The 15265-nt window shown below is 57.6% G+C and carries 15 protein-coding genes; 11 read left to right on the forward strand and 4 right to left on the reverse strand.

The window, feature by feature from the left end:
• From AC2FFE_RS05235 to AC2FFE_RS05255, 5 genes are all read left to right on the forward strand, one after another.
• Entirely contained in the window at positions 1-1122 is a 1122-nt protein-coding gene (locus AC2FFE_RS05235) for an ABC transporter ATP-binding protein (protein ID WP_496818013.1), read from the forward strand.
• On the forward strand, positions 1122-2042 hold the full coding sequence (locus AC2FFE_RS05240; protein WP_496818012.1) for a carbohydrate ABC transporter permease: 921 nt from the start codon (positions 1122-1124) through the stop codon (positions 2040-2042). The genes AC2FFE_RS05235 and AC2FFE_RS05240 overlap by 1 nt, the downstream gene beginning before the upstream one ends.
• Positions 2035-2970, forward strand: coding sequence for a carbohydrate ABC transporter permease (locus tag AC2FFE_RS05245; protein WP_496846070.1), 936 nt, complete (start codon positions 2035-2037; stop codon positions 2968-2970). Before AC2FFE_RS05240 ends, AC2FFE_RS05245 begins: the two co-directional genes overlap by 8 nt.
• 103 nt (positions 2971-3073) lie before the next feature.
• Positions 3074-4333, forward strand: a complete 1260-nt coding sequence (locus AC2FFE_RS05250; protein WP_496846071.1) for an extracellular solute-binding protein — start codon at positions 3074-3076, stop codon at positions 4331-4333.
• A gap of 70 nt (positions 4334-4403) precedes the next feature.
• Positions 4404-5228, forward strand: coding sequence for a metallophosphoesterase (locus AC2FFE_RS05255; RefSeq protein WP_496846072.1), 825 nt, complete (start codon positions 4404-4406; stop codon positions 5226-5228).
• Positions 5229-5270: 42 nt separating this feature from the next.
• Here the strand turns inward: AC2FFE_RS05255 and nagA are convergent, their stop codons facing one another.
• Genes nagA through AC2FFE_RS05275 form a run of 4 tightly spaced genes read right to left on the reverse strand, consistent with a single transcriptional unit; the run spans position 5271 to position 9068 of the window.
• Positions 5271-6401, reverse strand: coding sequence for an N-acetylglucosamine-6-phosphate deacetylase (gene nagA / locus AC2FFE_RS05260; RefSeq protein ID WP_496846073.1), 1131 nt, complete (start codon positions 6399-6401; stop codon positions 5271-5273).
• On the reverse strand, positions 6398-7426 hold the full coding sequence (locus AC2FFE_RS05265; protein ID WP_496846074.1) for an SIS domain-containing protein: 1029 nt from the start codon (positions 7424-7426) through the stop codon (positions 6398-6400). Before AC2FFE_RS05265 ends, nagA begins: the two co-directional genes overlap by 4 nt.
• Before the next feature lie 12 nt (positions 7427-7438).
• Positions 7439-8194: a GntR family transcriptional regulator gene (locus AC2FFE_RS05270; RefSeq protein WP_496846075.1), complete on the reverse strand. Its 756-nt coding sequence runs from the start codon at positions 8192-8194 to the stop codon at positions 7439-7441.
• Positions 8181-9068, reverse strand: coding sequence for a glucosamine kinase nucleotide-binding domain-containing protein (locus AC2FFE_RS05275; protein WP_496846076.1), 888 nt, complete (start codon positions 9066-9068; stop codon positions 8181-8183). Before AC2FFE_RS05275 ends, AC2FFE_RS05270 begins: the two co-directional genes overlap by 14 nt.
• A gap of 158 nt (positions 9069-9226) precedes the next feature.
• On the opposite strand from AC2FFE_RS05275, the gene AC2FFE_RS05280 reads away from it, so the two are divergent.
• The 6 genes from AC2FFE_RS05280 (at position 9227) to AC2FFE_RS05305 (ending at position 15256) form a co-directional block, all read left to right on the forward strand.
• On the forward strand, positions 9227-10150 hold the full coding sequence (locus tag AC2FFE_RS05280; protein ID WP_496846077.1) for an N-acetylmuramic acid 6-phosphate etherase: 924 nt from the start codon (positions 9227-9229) through the stop codon (positions 10148-10150).
• Positions 10147-11400, forward strand: a complete 1254-nt coding sequence (locus tag AC2FFE_RS05285) for an ABC transporter substrate-binding protein (RefSeq protein ID WP_496846078.1) — start codon at positions 10147-10149, stop codon at positions 11398-11400. The genes AC2FFE_RS05280 and AC2FFE_RS05285 overlap by 4 nt, the downstream gene beginning before the upstream one ends.
• A 68-nt stretch (positions 11401-11468) precedes the next feature.
• A complete protein-coding gene (locus tag AC2FFE_RS05290; protein ID WP_039534942.1) occupies positions 11469-12383 on the forward strand; it encodes a carbohydrate ABC transporter permease in 915 nt (304 codons plus the stop codon).
• A gap of 10 nt (positions 12384-12393) precedes the next feature.
• Positions 12394-13233, forward strand: a complete 840-nt coding sequence (locus tag AC2FFE_RS05295) for a carbohydrate ABC transporter permease (RefSeq protein ID WP_496818001.1) — start codon at positions 12394-12396, stop codon at positions 13231-13233.
• Positions 13230-14264 carry a Gfo/Idh/MocA family protein gene (locus AC2FFE_RS05300; RefSeq protein WP_496818000.1) on the forward strand — a complete coding sequence of 345 codons (1035 nt, stop codon included), beginning with the start codon at positions 13230-13232 and terminating at the stop codon, positions 14262-14264. Before AC2FFE_RS05295 ends, AC2FFE_RS05300 begins: the two co-directional genes overlap by 4 nt.
• Positions 14261-15256, forward strand: coding sequence for an ABC transporter ATP-binding protein (locus tag AC2FFE_RS05305; protein ID WP_496817998.1), 996 nt, complete (start codon positions 14261-14263; stop codon positions 15254-15256). The genes AC2FFE_RS05300 and AC2FFE_RS05305 overlap by 4 nt, the downstream gene beginning before the upstream one ends.
• The last annotated feature ends 9 nt before the right edge of the window (positions 15257-15265 follow it).

The following is a 15265-nucleotide window of genomic DNA, read 5'->3' on the forward strand; positions in this document are numbered from 1 at the left end:
ATGGGTCAAATCAGCCTTCAAGGTATTCAGAAAACATTCGGGCCAACACCTGTGCTTAAGGGTGTCGATCTGGAAATCGAAGAGGGTGAGTTCCTGACCCTTGTGGGCCCGTCCGGCTGCGGTAAATCCACCTTGCTCCGCATCCTTGCTGGGCTCGAAGCTCCGACGGCGGGCCAGGTGATGATTGACGGGCAAGACGTGACCCGAATGCGCCCGGCCAGCCGCAATCTGGCGATGGTGTTCCAGTCTTACGCGCTTTACCCGCATCTGACGGTTGCCGAAAACATGATGACACCGCTCAAACTGCGGGACATTGGGACAGCCGGGCGCCTGCCCGTGCTGGGTCCCTTGATTGCCCGCTCGGCCTACCGAGGGCTTCGGGCCAAGGTCGATGAAACCGCTGAGACTTTGCAGATCCAAAACCTGTTGGATCGCAAACCGGGCCAGTTGTCGGGTGGTCAGCGTCAGCGTGCAGCTTTGGGCCGGGCTATGGTACGCAATCCGGTCGCCTTTTTGATGGATGAACCACTGTCCAATTTGGACGCAGCCTTGCGGGTTCACATGCGGGCTGAACTGTCCGATCTGCACCGCCGTCTGAAAACAACCTTCGTCTATGTCACCCATGATCAGGCCGAGGCGCTGACCATGTCGGATCGGATGGCCGTCATGATGGATGGTCATATTCTGCAGCTTGGCAAACCGGATGATATCTATCGCAATCCACAATCCTTGGCCGTCGCCCGCTTTGTCGGATCACCCGCAATCAACACCCTGCCTGCCGAAATCGATGGCGCCGGTGTATTGCGGGCGCTGGATGTCAGTTTGTTGGGCACCAACGCCCAGTCAGGTCCCGTCACATTGGGCATCCGGCCTGAACATCTGAGCATCGATCCCGCGGGCGCGTTTTCCGGGGTCGTGACCCATCGGGAAAACCTAGGTTCCGATCTGTTCATTCATCTAGGTGTTAACGGGTTAGAGCAAAAGATCGTTGTTCGGGCTGCCCCGGACACGCAAGCCGAGATTGGACAGACTCTGCGGTTTTCTGCGATCCGGGATAAAATCATGATGTTTGACGACAGCGGTGCACGACTGTCCGAGCAGACAATGCTCGAGGTCGCCTGATGCCCGGTTCGCGCGCTTATCTTTGGTTCATCGCCCCGGCGCTGATCCTGATGATCGTGATCCTGATTGTGCCAATTGGCATCGCGGGTGTGCTGAGCTTTACCAACTATTCGCTGGGAAATGCGGGCATGGACTATGTCGGTTGGGAGAATTTCGAGAAAATCTTTACCCGGCGCAGCTATGAAAAGATGTTCGGGGCGACGTTCCGATATGTCTTTGTTGTTGTGCCGCTTACAGTTCTTCTGGGTTTGGGTGCCGCCCTTCTGATTCATTCACTTACCCGCTTTGGGAACCTGTACAAGACGATCTATTTTCTGCCGGTCATGGCCGCGCTGATCGCTATGGCCATCGTGTGGGAATTTGCCCTGCACCCGACCATCGGCATTGTGAATGCAACGCTGGAAAAAGGATGCGGCACGTGGCTCGAGGGCTGGGGCTGGTACGCGCAAGGCTGTGCCAAGACTTTCCCGCTTTGGCTGACTGATCGGGATTATGCGATCTGGACAGTAGCGTTCATCGGCGTTTGGCAGGGTTTCGGCTTTAACATGGTCTTGTATCTGGCCGGGCTCAGCTCGATCCCACCCTCGCTCTATGATGCTGCCGAAATGGATGGCGCACCCACTGGGTGGGAGCGTTTCCGGCTGGTGACCTGGCCGATGCTGGGTCCCACAACCGTGTTTGTCGTCACAATCTCATTCATCCGATCCTTTCAGGTCTTTGACACGGTCGAGGCATTCTATCCGCAAGGCGGTGGGCCGTCGAAATCTGTCTATGTGATGATGTTTGCGATCTACGAAAAGGCGATCCAGCAAAACCTGATGGGGATCGGCGCTGCCATCACCGTGGTGTTCCTGGCCTTTGTCATGTTCCTGACGCTGGTGCAGCGCTGGCTGGTGGACCGGAGGACTCATTATGTCTGATACAACTTCCACCCCCGCCACCGCCCTACCCGAGATCGGGTTTCGGTTTTCCACCGCCGAGACGATCAAACATGTCATCCTGATCCTGGGCGCAATCGTCGTCCTGCTGCCCTTCTATGTGATGGTCAGTTACTCGTTCAAAGCGCCGCATGAGATCATGCAAAACCTGGGTGGTTTCTTCGGTAGCCAGCAACCGTTCCGGGATGATTTCTGCGTCAAGCTCGGCAATGCTGCGGCGGATTGCATGGTCAATCCGACTGTCTACAATTACACGACCGCTTTCGCCAAAGCGCCCTTGCTGCGCTATTTGGCCAATGGGATCTTCGTGACCCTGTCGATCTTTCTGATCCAGGTCATCGTCGCCCTGCCCTGCGCTTATGCTTTGGCCAAGCTCCGGTTCTGGGGGCGCGAGGCGGTGTTTGCGCTGGTGCTGTTCTGCCTTCTGATCCCTGTACACGCAATCGCGTTGCCGCTGTACATCATGCTGGCCAAAGTTGGGCTGACAAACACCTATGCGGCGCTCATCGTGCCCTGGACCATCTCGGTGTTTGGGATATTCCTGATGCGTCAGTTCTTTATGACCGTGCCCGACGATCTGATCGATGCCGCCCGGATGGATGGGATGAGCGAGTATTCCATCGTCTGGAACGTCATGCTGCCCACCGCCATTCCCGCCTTGCTGGCCTTTGGGATCTTTTCGGTTGTCGCGCATTGGAATGATTATTTCTGGCCGCGCATCGTGATCACCGGCAATCGCGAGCTGTTCACGCCACCGCTGGGCTTGCGAGAATTCAAAGGGGACGCGGATGGTGACAATTTCGGTCCGATGATGGCCACGGCCTGCATCATCGTGACCCCGCTGATCGTTGTTTTCCTGCTGGCGCAACGCCGCTTTATCGAAGGGATAACACTATCCGGAATGAAGTAGGGCGGGATATCCCCGCCCCACCACGAGATCCCAAATCGGGATACCCACCAGGGGGCTGCCAATCGCCAAACCGTCAGACCCCTCAGTTCAACTGGAGAGAGTAATGAAAACCCTCACAACTGCAATGGCTTTGGTACTTGCCGGAGGGGCAGCCACTGCCCAAGACAAGATCGTCGTCGAGTTTGCCTATCCCTATAGCCATCTCTTTGACGTTACCTACGAAAAGATACTGCCAAAGTTCTATGCTGAGAACCCGAACATCGAAATCAAGATGCGGGCGACCTATGAAAGCTATGAAGATGGCACCAACACGATCCTGCGCGAAGCCGTTGCCGGCACACTGCCAGACGTGACAATGCAGGGCCTGAACCGTCAGGCGATCCTGGTGGAAAAAGGCATCGCAAAATCGCTGGAGCCTTTCATCGCGAAAGAGGCCGATTTCGCCAAAGACGGCTATCACAAGGCGATGCTGGACCTTGGCACCTTTAACGAAGATGTCTACGGCCTGCCCTTTTCTATCTCGCTGCCGGTTGGCTACTACAACATGGAAACCATGGCCAAGGCTGGCTATGACGAAACCAACCTGCCCACAACCTGGGCTGAGGTGATCGAAGCCTGTGGCCGCCTGAAAGAAGCCGGTGTCGAAAACCCCATGTTCTGGGGCTGGAACATCACCGGCAACTGGTTCCTGCAAGCGCTGATGTGGAGCCAGGACAAACCCACCGTCATGGGTACCGACTTCACCCTGGACGAGCCCGAAGGCCTGCAGGCGCTGAACACGATGAAAGATCTGTTCCAGGGTTGTGAAATGCAGAACCTGGAATGGAAAGGCGCTTTGGCTTCGTTCTCGGCCGGTGAGATTGGCATGATGTACTGGTCCACATCCGCCGTTGGCGCAGTTGAGCGCGCGATGGGTGATTTCACCTTAGTGACGCACGAATACCCCGGCTTTACCGCAGAAGGCCCCATGGGCCTGCCTGCGGGTGGAAACTCGGCCCTACTGGTGTCGACGTCCGAGGATCCGGCAGAGCTGGAAGCGGCATGGAAATGGCTGAAATTCATCACCTCCGGTGAAGGTGCCGCCGATGTGGCGCGGACCACAGGTTACATGCCGCCGAACCAGGCCGCGAATGAGATCATTCTGGCCGATTTCTATGCCGAAAACCCGGCCAAGGCGACAGCGGTGCGTCAGCTGCCCCTGCTGCGTGAATGGCAGGCCTATCCGGGCGACAACGGTCTGGCCGCAACGCAGGTCATCTATGACGGGATCGAAGGCATCGTGACCGGCGAATATGATGACATGGAAGAGTTGCAGCAAGACCTGACCGAAGAAGTGCAGGATCTGCTGCCCTCCGGGTCGTAAAACTCAAGGCCCGCGCCATAGGCTGGCGTGGGCCAATTCCTCTTAGATCAATACTCAAAAGGCGCCGTCCATGAAGCTGCTTCAATTCACCGATATTCACCTGACAACGCCGGGCGATACCATCAGCGGTCGTGATCCATTGGCCAATCTGAACAAAGCGCTGGATCACGCGATGCAAAGCCACAGCGACGCTGAGGCGTTGTTTATCACAGGTGATCTGTCCGATTGGGGTGAAGCTGCAGATTATGCGTTGCTGAAGGAACGGATGGAAAGCATCCCGCTTCCCGTCGAGTTGCTGATCGGCAACCACGATGATCGCCCGACCTTTTTGCGCTGTTTCCCGGAACTGGAAGGTGAAGGCGGGTTTGTGCATCGCACGGTACCACTGAGTCTGGGTCATGCAGTGCTTCTGGATACATGGGGCCCGAATACCCATGCTGGTCATTTCTGCGCTAAACGTGCCGATTGGCTGTCCCGACAGTTGGAAACCCTGCCTGGTCCGGTCTGGATATTCATGCATCACAACCCGGTTCCGATCGAAATTGCCCCGATGGATGAGATTATGCTGCTGGACGCGGGTTTATTTGCTGAAACGATTGCGCCTCATACGGCCAAAATCCGGCACATATTCCACGGGCATTGCCATTTGCCACTCTCAGGTTCCCTGCTGGGTGTGCCGTTTTCGGCCCCGCGGGGCACTAATCACGCCGGATGGGCCGACTTCTCTGCAACCCGCTTTTTGTCGTCCTCTGACCTGCCGGAAAGCTATGCGGTGATCTTTGCAACCGAGACCACAACGATGACCCATATGGTCGAATTCGGGTATGCGGGCGAGATCAAGGGCGAAGGCACCCCCGATTATGCCGATTGGAACAAACTCACGATGGTGCGGTAACAGGCTGATAGCCTGTCGTGATCGGCCCCCTTGCCGGGTCGATCAGGCCAGAACCGGCTGGGCCGCAGACAAATCTGGCGCGATCAGGATCATGTGTGACAGGTCCATCGGCATCCCATCGCCCTGTTTTGAAATGAACTGATGCGGCACGCTGGTGGCTGCTGCCAAAGCTTTCGGAAATGTGATGCCGACTTGCTCTGTCAGAACCTTCACTGCTTGTGTCAGACATAGATCTGCGCCAGCCAGAGTTCCATCTTGCAAGGTCAGCCTGCCATCTGTGCGCTGGATCGGGCGACCTTCCAGTTGGAATTCTGTCAAATCTGTCCCTGCGACGGCCATCGCGTCGCTGACAAGGAAGATACAGCCCGGCCCCTGCTTGGCAGCCCAGGCGGCGCGCATGGTTTCGGGATGAACATGCACGCCATCCGCAATCAACCCCGCTGACATCGCTCCACTGGCCAGGGCGGCACCGACCAGGCCCGGCTCTCGGTTGCCAAGTTGGCTCATCGCGTTGAACAGATGTGTGGCACAGCGCGCGCCTGCATTGGCATAAGCCATGCAGGTGTCAAAGGACGCATCGCTGTGGCCGAGCGAGACAATCACGCCAGCCTGCGCCAGTGCCTTGACTTGTTCAGGCGTTGTCGTTTCGGGGGCAACCGTAACCATCAAAGCGGGCAAATGTCCTGCCGCATAAACGATGGCTTCAAGATCAGTTTGCTCCATCGGGCGGATCAGGGCTGCGTCATGCGCCCCTTTGCGCCGTTCCGACAGATGCGGGCCTTCCAGATGCAGGCCAGCGATGCCCGGAACACCCGCCTGAACGGCTTTGATTGCGGCCTCAATTGCAGCCCGCGTTTTCTGGGCCGTATCCGTGATCAGGGTAGGCAGGATACGGGTCGCGCCCAACCCTCGATGCGCCTTTGCGATCCGGCTGAGTGTATCAACGGATGGGTCGTCGTTGAACATCACGCCGTCACCGCCATTGACCTGCAGATCCACATATCCGGGGCTGAGGATGCGCCCGGCCAAATCTTCGATTTGGTCGCCGGTGGCGTGCGCCTCGGGGATCAATGCCTCCATCACACCGTTGCGGAACCGCGCAGCGTAACCGACATGCAGGTCGCTTCCGTCGAATATCGGGCCGCCCGCAAAGGTAATCGAAGGGCCGGTCATACCGTTTCCGTCACTTTCTTCAGGTGACGCGGCATATCGGGGTCGACCCCACGCCGGGTGGCCACACTTTCGACCATTCCGTAGAAGGAGGCGATTGTGGGGATCGGGTCGGTCATCCAATGCGAGGTTCTGACATGTGGCAGCACCGTTGCCTGCTTCACGCGGCTGGTGGTGGCAAAGACATCCGCCCCTTTGGCGGCGAGCTTATCTGCAACCTCGGCCAGGTTGGACTCAGCTGCATCGCCTGAGGACAAGGCCAGCACCGGAAAGCCCTGATCGACGATGGAAACAGGGCCATGCAGTACTTCGGCCGCCGAATAGCTTTCAGCGTGGATCTGACATGTTTCTTTAAATTTCAACGCAGCCTCGTTCGAGATCGCCAGCGACAGGCCGCGCCCCAGGGTAAACAGCGAACGGCCATCCACCGCTTCCGCCACCGCGCTCCAGTCACAGGCAATCGCCGCAGACAGGCTGTCCGGTAGACCGTGGATGGCGCGTAACAACTCATCGTCGCGTTTCACCTGCGCGATTAGCCACAGGCCGGCGACTAAAGAGGTGACGAACGTCTTGGTCGCAGCCACACTCAGCTCGGGACCCGCGTGAATTGGAAGTGTCGCAGTGGACGCTTCGGCCAGAGCGGAGGCCGTGTTGTTGGTGATCGCAACTGAATAGGCCCCGCCGGAGGTTACGGATTGCGTAAGCTGCACAATGTCAGGGCTCTGCCCCGATTGTGAGACCGAAATACAAACCGCATCCTCGCAGCGCATGTCGACGTCATAGATCGATTTGACCGACGGCCCGACCGAGGCCATGGGCAGGCCCAACAGCAGCTCGGACGCGTATTTCAGAAAGCTACAAGCGTGATCCGAAGACCCCCGCGCGACTGAGATCAGGAATCGTGGATCACGGGCCCGGATTTCATCAGCCGTTTGCGCAATCCGGCTTGCGCCTTCGGTCAGCAGGCGGCCGACGGCGTCGGGTATCTCGTTGATTTCCCGCCGCATTTGAGTGGTTTTGTCAGACATGGTCCCAGGCTTTCAATTAGATAGGCGCAGTTCGGCTACAAAGTCGTAGGCATCACCGCGATAGATTGAGCGGGTCAATTCAGCGACCCGCCCGCTTTCCAGATACGAGGTACGTTGAATCCGAAGCCCCGCAGTGCCTTCGGCAACATCCAGCAGCTTAGCCTCGGGCGCCTCGAGGTTGATGGCCGAGATTTTCTGGATCGCCCGCACGGGTCGAAACCCGGTATGTTCAAGCACAGCGTAAAGCGATCCGGTCACTTCGGTCGGGTTCGGCAGGATGTCCAACGGCAGCGCAGCGCGCTCCAGTGCCATCGGTCTCCCCCCCGCCGCGCGCAAGCGGTGGATGCGGGCAACCTGTTCATTGGTTGACAGGCCCAGGGCCATCATCTCCTCCGGCGATGGCAGGAAAATTCCGCGTTCCAGCCAGGTTGAGGTGGTCTTGAGACCTCGCCTTTCCATATCTTCGGTGAACGAAGTCAGATGAGAAAGCGACTGTTCGACTCGCGCAACGGGTTCGCGCACGAATGAGCCCGATCCCTGCCGCTGTTCAACCGCACCTTTGCGGACCAGTTCCTGAATAGCCTTGCGCACGGTCACACGCGACAGGTCGGTCAACTCGGCAATCTCACGTTCAGGCGGTAGCGAGCTGTTGGGGGGTAGGATCCCATCTTCAATACCCTGTTCCAGCCGTTGACGAAGCTGGACATAGCGCGGACCTGCGCTTTGACCCAGCCATCCTTCGGGCCGCAGGAAATCAGTTACATTCATGTTCGATTTCCTCCTGAAATGCGCGTGCCAAAGCCATCGCTCCGGACAATGGATCGCCCAAAGGCTGAACCAGAGCGGCTTGCATGTTCTGAGGCAGATAGGGCGCATAATGCGGACCGATACCTCCGGTCAGGCAAATCGGCAGACCCGGGCTCCAGCCCATCTTTTGCATCATACCTGCCAGATAGTCCGCGCCGTCCTGCAAAAGCGTGGCTGCAAGCGCATCCTTTTTGCTGGCCAACTCTGTAACTTGCGGTGCGATTGCGCCAAATTCGGTTGGTGTCATTTGCGCGGCTGCTCTGACCAGTCCGGGTGGGCCGCCGTAGCTAGCCAACAGGTCCTGCGCCAATTGCGAAAATGGACTTACGCCATCAACATGGTCCAGAGTCCTCGATAGCGCGCGTTTACCGATCCATTGGGCCGAGGCCTGATCGCCCAGCACAGGCCCCCACCCTCCGGCCAATCGGACTGCGCCGGAATCTTGCATGGCAACGAACGACCCAGTCCCGCAATGTGCGACAAACCCATCGCTGGCGCCAAGCGCACCGCGCAAAGCGGCGGTGCGGTCATCTTCGATACGCACGTGGTGGTATGGCAAAGCCGACGCGAGTTTTTGCGCGATTGCGTCCCCCGTGATCCCTGCCAGACCCAGATAAGCTGGCGCGCGCGTGATGTCGTCAACGGAGCGACCGGATTTAGATATCAGGGCCTCTAGTCCACGCTGCAACTCTCGGCAGGCAGCGTCGAAATCAGTAGACACATTTGCCGCGCCAACCTCGACCTTGTGGCGCGTTCCTCCGTCGCAAAGGGCAAGACGACAGCGTGTTCCGCCCCCGTCAACAGCCAGAATCAGTGGTTTTGAAGATCGAGTCATATATAGACCTATATAATACCTATTAGTAAAAACAAAGTCCTAATTATGACCAAATGTGTAGTTTTAACCCATAATTACTTCAAAATAGGGCATTAAAATAAATGGTAGACTAATGGTATTTAAAAGGTATGATCATGGGAACTCTTGGGGAGAATCACGTGAATACGCCTGTAACGGAACAACTGCATCAGGATGCATACGGGCTGGACACCCGTCCGCTGATCGAAGTGGCAAACCTACTGGCAGCGTCGCAGGCGTCGGCAGCAAAGGCACCGCTGGAGGCCCTGGCCCCAATATGTGGCGGCGCGCAGGCAATGGCCAATTCAATCCGGTCAGGCGGCAAGCTTCGCTATCTGGCGGCAGGTTCTTCCGGCCTGATGGCCGCATCGGATGCGTTGGAACTGGGGGGCACATTCTCAATCCCCGCATCACAAATCACCATCCATATGGCCGGCGGCCTGCCGACCACAGCCGAAATGCCCGGCGATGTCGAGGATGCGGTTGATGCGCTCGAAGATGAATTGGCCGACCTACACGAAAATGACACGCTGATCGCGGTTTCGGCCAGCGGAACGACACCCTATACGATTGCCGCTGCCAATTTGGCGCGTGTCAAAAGTGTGCCCGTCATCGGGATTGCTAACAATGCAGGATCGCTATTGCTGCAACTAGCGGACCATGCCGTGTTGCTGCCTACGCCGCCCGAACTGATTTCCGGCTCGACTCGAATGGGTGCGGGAACCGCGCAGAAAGTCGCATTGAACATGCTGTCGACACTTATGGCGGTCGAGCTTGGGCATGTTCAGGACGGTATGATGATCAATCTGCGTGCAGACAATGAAAAGCTGCGCGCACGGGCCAACGGGATCGTCTGCCAGTTGGCGGGCGTAACTGCGGAAACCGCCGACGCAGCACTCAGATCCACCAGCGGCGCACTGAAAAGCGCAGCGCTTGTTGCTGCCGGCGCCAAATCCGCCGAGGCGGCAGAGGCGCTGCTGACAGAGACAGCGGGCCATTTGCGCCCTGCCATGAACCGGCTGAAGCAAAATAATGAAACTACCAAACTGGGAGAGACCAAATGAAACCCAATGTCCTAAGCCTTGCCCTGATGAGCACCGCGCTTGTCGCAAGTAGCGCCTATGCGCAGGATGCAACGATCACGATCGAAAGCTGGCGCAACGATGACCTTGCCCTGTGGCAGGAAAAGATCATTCCGACGTTTGAAGCCGCCAATCCTGGCATCAAGGTCGTGTTTTCTCCGTCGGCCCCTGCAGAATACAACGCCGTTCTGAACTCGAAGCTCGAAGCAGGCTCTGCCGGTGATCTGATCACCTGCCGCCCGTTTGATGCCTCTCTGGCGCTGTACGAAGCAGGCCATCTGAGCGATCTGTCTGATCTGGATGCGATGAACAACTTTTCGGACGTCGCCAAATCTGCATGGCAGACCGATGATGCATCGGCCAGCTTCTGCGTTCCGATGGCTTCGGTGATCCACGGCTTCATCTACAACAAAGATGCGTTCAACGAGTTGGGCATCGAAGTTCCGACCACCGAGGCCGAGTTCTTTGCCGCATTGGACAAGATCAAGGAAGATGGCACCTATATCCCAATGGCGATGGGCACCAACGACCAGTGGGAAGCCGCCACCATGGGCTACAACAACATCGGCCCGAACTATTGGAAAGGTGAAGAAGGCCGTCTGGCTCTGATCAAGGGCGATCAGAAACTGACTGACTCGCAGTGGGTTGCCCCCTATGCGGCGCTGGCAAAATGGGGTGACTATCTGGGTGACGGCTATGAGGCACAGACCTATCCCGACAGCCAGAACCTGTTCACACTGGGCCGGGCGGCGGTCTATCCGGCGGGCAGCTGGGAAATCTCGGGTTTCAACACGCAGGCCGATTTCGAAATGGGCGCCTTCAAGCCGCCAGTCCAGAATGCGGGTGATACCTGCTATATCTCGGACCACACCGATATCGGCATCGGCATGAACGCGGCCAGCGAAAACCCGGAAGCGGCCCGTACTTTCCTGGCATGGGTTGCAAGTCCTGAGTTTGCCAGCATCTTCGGCAACGCCCTGCCCGGTTTCTTCCCGCTCTCCAGCACTCCGGTCGAGTTGGAAGATCCGCTGGCGAAGGAAATCGTCGGTTGGCGTGAGGAATGTGAAAGCACCATCCGTTCAACCTACCAGATCCTGTCGCGTGGTACGCCAAACCTGGAAAACGAGACCTGGGGTGCATCCGTGGCCGCGATCAAAGGCACTGAGACACCAGAAGCGCTTGGCCAGAAACTGCAGGACGGTTTGGCCAGCTGGTACGCACCGCACCAGTAAGCCCTAAGCCACTCACTCAAACCGGACGCGGCCCGCGTCGCGTCCGGACCATGTTCCCGGAGAATCTCATGCAAACCCGCCGCATACGCTGGCACATTGCCGTTTTCCTCGCCCCTGCGGTGCTGGTCTATACGGCGGTGATGATCTTCCCCTTGTTCAACACACTGCGCCTCGCGCTGTTCACCGAGGTCGATCAGACACGTATCTACGTGGGCTTGCAGAATTTCCGCACACTGTTCTTTGACCCGATCTGGTCCGAGCAGTTCTGGAATGCCTTGGGCAATAACTTCTGGTTTTTCCTGATCCATATGCTGGTGCAGAATCCCATCGGCATCGCGCTTGCGGCGCTGCTGTCACATCCACGCCTGCGGTTTGCCGCGCTATACCGGTCTGCAATTTTCATCCCGACAATCCTCAGCTTTGTGATCGTGGGCTTTGCCTGGAAGCTGATCCTGTCGCCACTTTGGGGCATCGCGCCATCCATGCTGGATGCTGTTGGCCTGAAATCCCTGTTCGCACCGTGGCTGGGCAAAGAAGAGTACGCCCTGACCACGCTCGCACTGGTCTCAGTCTGGCAATTCGTCGGCATCCCGATGATGCTTATCTATGCCGCGCTGCTGTCGATTCCCGAAGAGATCCTTGAAGCCGGCGAGATCGACGGCATCACCGGAGCATCAGCCTTTTGGAAGATCAAGCTGCCGTTGATTATTCCATCAATCGGCATCATTTCGATCCTCACATTTGTGGGCAACTTCAACGCCTTCGACCTGATCTATGTGTCCCAAGGCGCGCTGGCAGGGCCGGATTTCTCAACCGATATCCTGGGCACCTTCATGTACCGCACCTTCTTTGGCTTCCAGCTGCAATTGGGCGATCCGCATATGGGGTCTGCCATCGCCGGAGCCATGTTCGCGATCATCCTTGTAGGTGTCTGTATCTATCTCTTCGGCATCCAGACCCGGATGCGCCGGTATCAACTGTGAGGGTGAACGCATGAACAAAGCACGCCATAACCCGCTAAACACAGCCGCCATGCATGGGGCGCTGATCCTCTACACGTTGATCGCTCTCTTCCCGGTCTTTGTGATTATCATCAATAGCTTCAAAACCCGCCGCTCGATCTTTCGCGAGCCTCTCGCCCTGCCCGACGCCGAGAGTTTCTCGTTGATCGGCTACCAGACCGTTATGAAGCAGGGGGACTTCTTCCTCTACTTCCAGAACTCGCTGATCGTCACCGTTGCATCGCTGACTTTGGTCTTGGTGTTTGGCGCAATGGCGGCCTTCGCGTTGAGTGAATACAAGTTCAAGGGCAACACCCTGATGGGCCTTTACCTGGCACTTGGGATCATGATCCCGATCCGCATCGGAACGGTGGCGATCCTCGATATGATGGTAGCTACCGGGTTGGTGAACACGCTTTGGGCGCTGATCCTTGTCTATACGGCACAAGGTTTACCACTGGCGGTGTTCATCCTGTCCGAATTCATGCGGCAGGTCTCGGATGATCTGAAGAACGCCGGCCGCGTCGACGGGTTGTCGGAATACACCATCTTCTTCCGGCTGGTTCTGCCGCTGGTTCGCCCAGCCATGGCGACCGTTGCCGTGTTCAACATGATCCCCATCTGGAACGATCTGTGGTTCCCGCTGATCCTCGCCCCGGCTGAGGAAACCAAGACCCTGACATTAGGCAGCCAGGTCTTCATTGGCCAATTCGTCACCGACTGGAACGCAGTTCTTTCGGCGCTGTCCATGGCGATCCTACCGGTGCTTGTGCTCTATGTCATTTTCTCACGTCAGCTGATCCGGGGCATCACGTCAGGGGCGGTGAAATGACCCGGGTTCTGATTGCTGGCCTTGGCAATATGGGCCTGAGCCATGCGCTGGCCCATCACCACCACCCGGATGCGCAGATCGTGGGGCTGGTGAACCGCTCCGGTCGCGTGGACCATCTCGATCTTTCAAACTATCCGGCCTATTCGAATTTTCAGGCTGCTCTGGCCGCGACGAACCCGGATCTGGTGATCGTCGCCACCTATTCTGATAGCCACGCTGATTTTGCCTGTGCCGCAATGGAGGCAGGCGCGCATGTCTTCGTGGAAAAGCCGCTGGCCACCACCGTCGCAGACGCGAAACGCGTTGTTGCGAAAGCCATCGAGACCAATCGCAAGCTGGTGATCGGCTATATCCTGCGCCACCATCCGTCATGGATGCGCTTGATCTCCGAGGCGCGCGACCTTGGCGGGCCCTACGTGTTCCGCTTGAACCTCAACCAACAAAGCAGCGGGGCCGAGTGGGAGACACACAAGGCCCTGATGCAAACTACCTCACCCATCGTCGATTGCGGTGTGCACTATGTCGATGTGATGTGCCAGATCACCGACTCTGACCCGGTGCGGGTGCATGGCATGGGCCTGCGGCTGAGCGATCAGATTGCCGAGGATATGTATAACTACGGCCAGTTTCAGGTGATCTTCGAGGACGGCTCGGTCGGCTGGTACGAGGCTGGTTGGGGTCCGATGATGTCAGAAACCGCGTTCTTCGTGAAAGATATCGTATCGCCCAACGGGTCAGTCTCGATCACCGATGGCAACAAAGGCGCATCGGCCGATATCGACGGGCACACCAAAGTTGGTGGCCTGTTGGTCCATCGTCCCGAGGGCGACGAAACAATTGAGATGCCGGATGAACCTGGCCATCAGGAACTCTGCGATGCTGAACAGGCCTATATGCTGCGCGCCATCGCCGAGGACATCGACCTGACCCGCCACATGAACGACGCCGTGCAATCGCTGGCCATCTGCCTTGCCGCAGATGAGAGCATCCGCACCGGCCAACCCATTTCGCTGAAAGAGGCACGCACATGACCGCCCTGACGCTTACAAACGTGAACAAATCCTTTGGTTCTGTTGAGGTCCTCAAAGACATCAATATCGAGGTAGAAGATGGCGAATTTGTCGTCTTTGTCGGCCCTTCGGGCTGCGGTAAATCCACCCTGCTGCGCGTGATCGCAGGGCTGGAGGATGTAACCTCGGGCGAGGTCCGCATTGGCGGAGAGTTGATGAACCTCACCCCGCCTTCAAAACGCGGCATCGCGATGGTGTTCCAAAGCTATGCGCTCTACCCCCATCTGAATGTGCGCAAGAACATGTCTCTGGCTTTGAAACAGGAAGGTCAGAGCAAGCAGGTCATCGAGGAACGTGTCTCCAAGGCCAGCAAGATGCTGAACCTTGAGCCCTATATCGATCGCTACCCGTCAGAGCTGTCCGGCGGCCAGCGCCAGCGCGTCGCCATCGGCCGCGCCATCGTGCGCGAACCCAAACTGTTCCTGTTCGATGAACCGTTGTCCAATCTGGACGCAGCACTGCGCATGAACACACGGCTGGAAATCGCTAACCTTCATCAGCAGCTTGATGCTTCGATGATCTACGTCACCCACGACCAGACCGAAGCAATGACGCTGGCCGACAAGATCGTCGTTCTGCGCGACGGACGTGTCGCACAGATTGGCAGCCCGATGGAGCTGTACAACAATCCAGCGAACCAGTTTGTGGCTGGCTTCCTCGGCGCGCCTTCGATGAACTTCTTCCCTGCCAGCCTGATCGGCGAAAGCGCAGATGTCACAACGGGTATACGCCCTGAAGATTTGTTTCTGTCCGATGATGGACCGGTTTCCGCCCATGTCACACATGTCGAGCAACTGGGCGGCGACACGAATGTGATCGCAATGATGCAAGAACATCAGATCACCGCGCGTCTGTTCGGTCAGCATCAGGTTGGCGCTGGCGAGACGATCCGGTTTGGATATGAACCGAACCGCTTGTACCGTTTTGATGCCGATGGTGCACGCCTTGGCTGACGCGCGCCA

It is taken from the genome of Ruegeria sp. YTSA168, assembly GCF_059610045.1.

Coding starts and splice junctions, on each gene's coding strand:
- AC2FFE_RS05235 (WP_496818013.1), top strand. CDS start 1: ATGGGTCAAATCAGCCTTCAAGGTATTCAGAAAACATTCGGGCCAACA.
- AC2FFE_RS05265 (WP_496846074.1), bottom strand. CDS start 7,426: ATGTCTGACAAAACCACTCAAATGCGGCGGGAAATCAACGAGATACCC.
- AC2FFE_RS05290 (WP_039534942.1), top strand. CDS start 11,469: ATGCAAACCCGCCGCATACGCTGGCACATTGCCGTTTTCCTCGCCCCT.
- AC2FFE_RS05255 (WP_496846072.1), top strand. CDS start 4,404: ATGAAGCTGCTTCAATTCACCGATATTCACCTGACAACGCCGGGCGAT.
- AC2FFE_RS05300 (WP_496818000.1), top strand. CDS start 13,230: ATGACCCGGGTTCTGATTGCTGGCCTTGGCAATATGGGCCTGAGCCAT.
- AC2FFE_RS05270 (WP_496846075.1), bottom strand. CDS start 8,194: ATGAATGTAACTGATTTCCTGCGGCCCGAAGGATGGCTGGGTCAAAGC.
- AC2FFE_RS05245 (WP_496846070.1), top strand. CDS start 2,035: ATGTCTGATACAACTTCCACCCCCGCCACCGCCCTACCCGAGATCGGG.
- AC2FFE_RS05295 (WP_496818001.1), top strand. CDS start 12,394: ATGAACAAAGCACGCCATAACCCGCTAAACACAGCCGCCATGCATGGG.
- AC2FFE_RS05305 (WP_496817998.1), top strand. CDS start 14,261: ATGACCGCCCTGACGCTTACAAACGTGAACAAATCCTTTGGTTCTGTT.
- AC2FFE_RS05275 (WP_496846076.1), bottom strand. CDS start 9,068: ATGACTCGATCTTCAAAACCACTGATTCTGGCTGTTGACGGGGGCGGA.
- AC2FFE_RS05250 (WP_496846071.1), top strand. CDS start 3,074: ATGAAAACCCTCACAACTGCAATGGCTTTGGTACTTGCCGGAGGGGCA.
- AC2FFE_RS05285 (WP_496846078.1), top strand. CDS start 10,147: ATGAAACCCAATGTCCTAAGCCTTGCCCTGATGAGCACCGCGCTTGTC.
- nagA (WP_496846073.1), bottom strand. CDS start 6,401: ATGACCGGCCCTTCGATTACCTTTGCGGGCGGCCCGATATTCGACGGA.
- AC2FFE_RS05240 (WP_496818012.1), top strand. CDS start 1,122: ATGCCCGGTTCGCGCGCTTATCTTTGGTTCATCGCCCCGGCGCTGATC.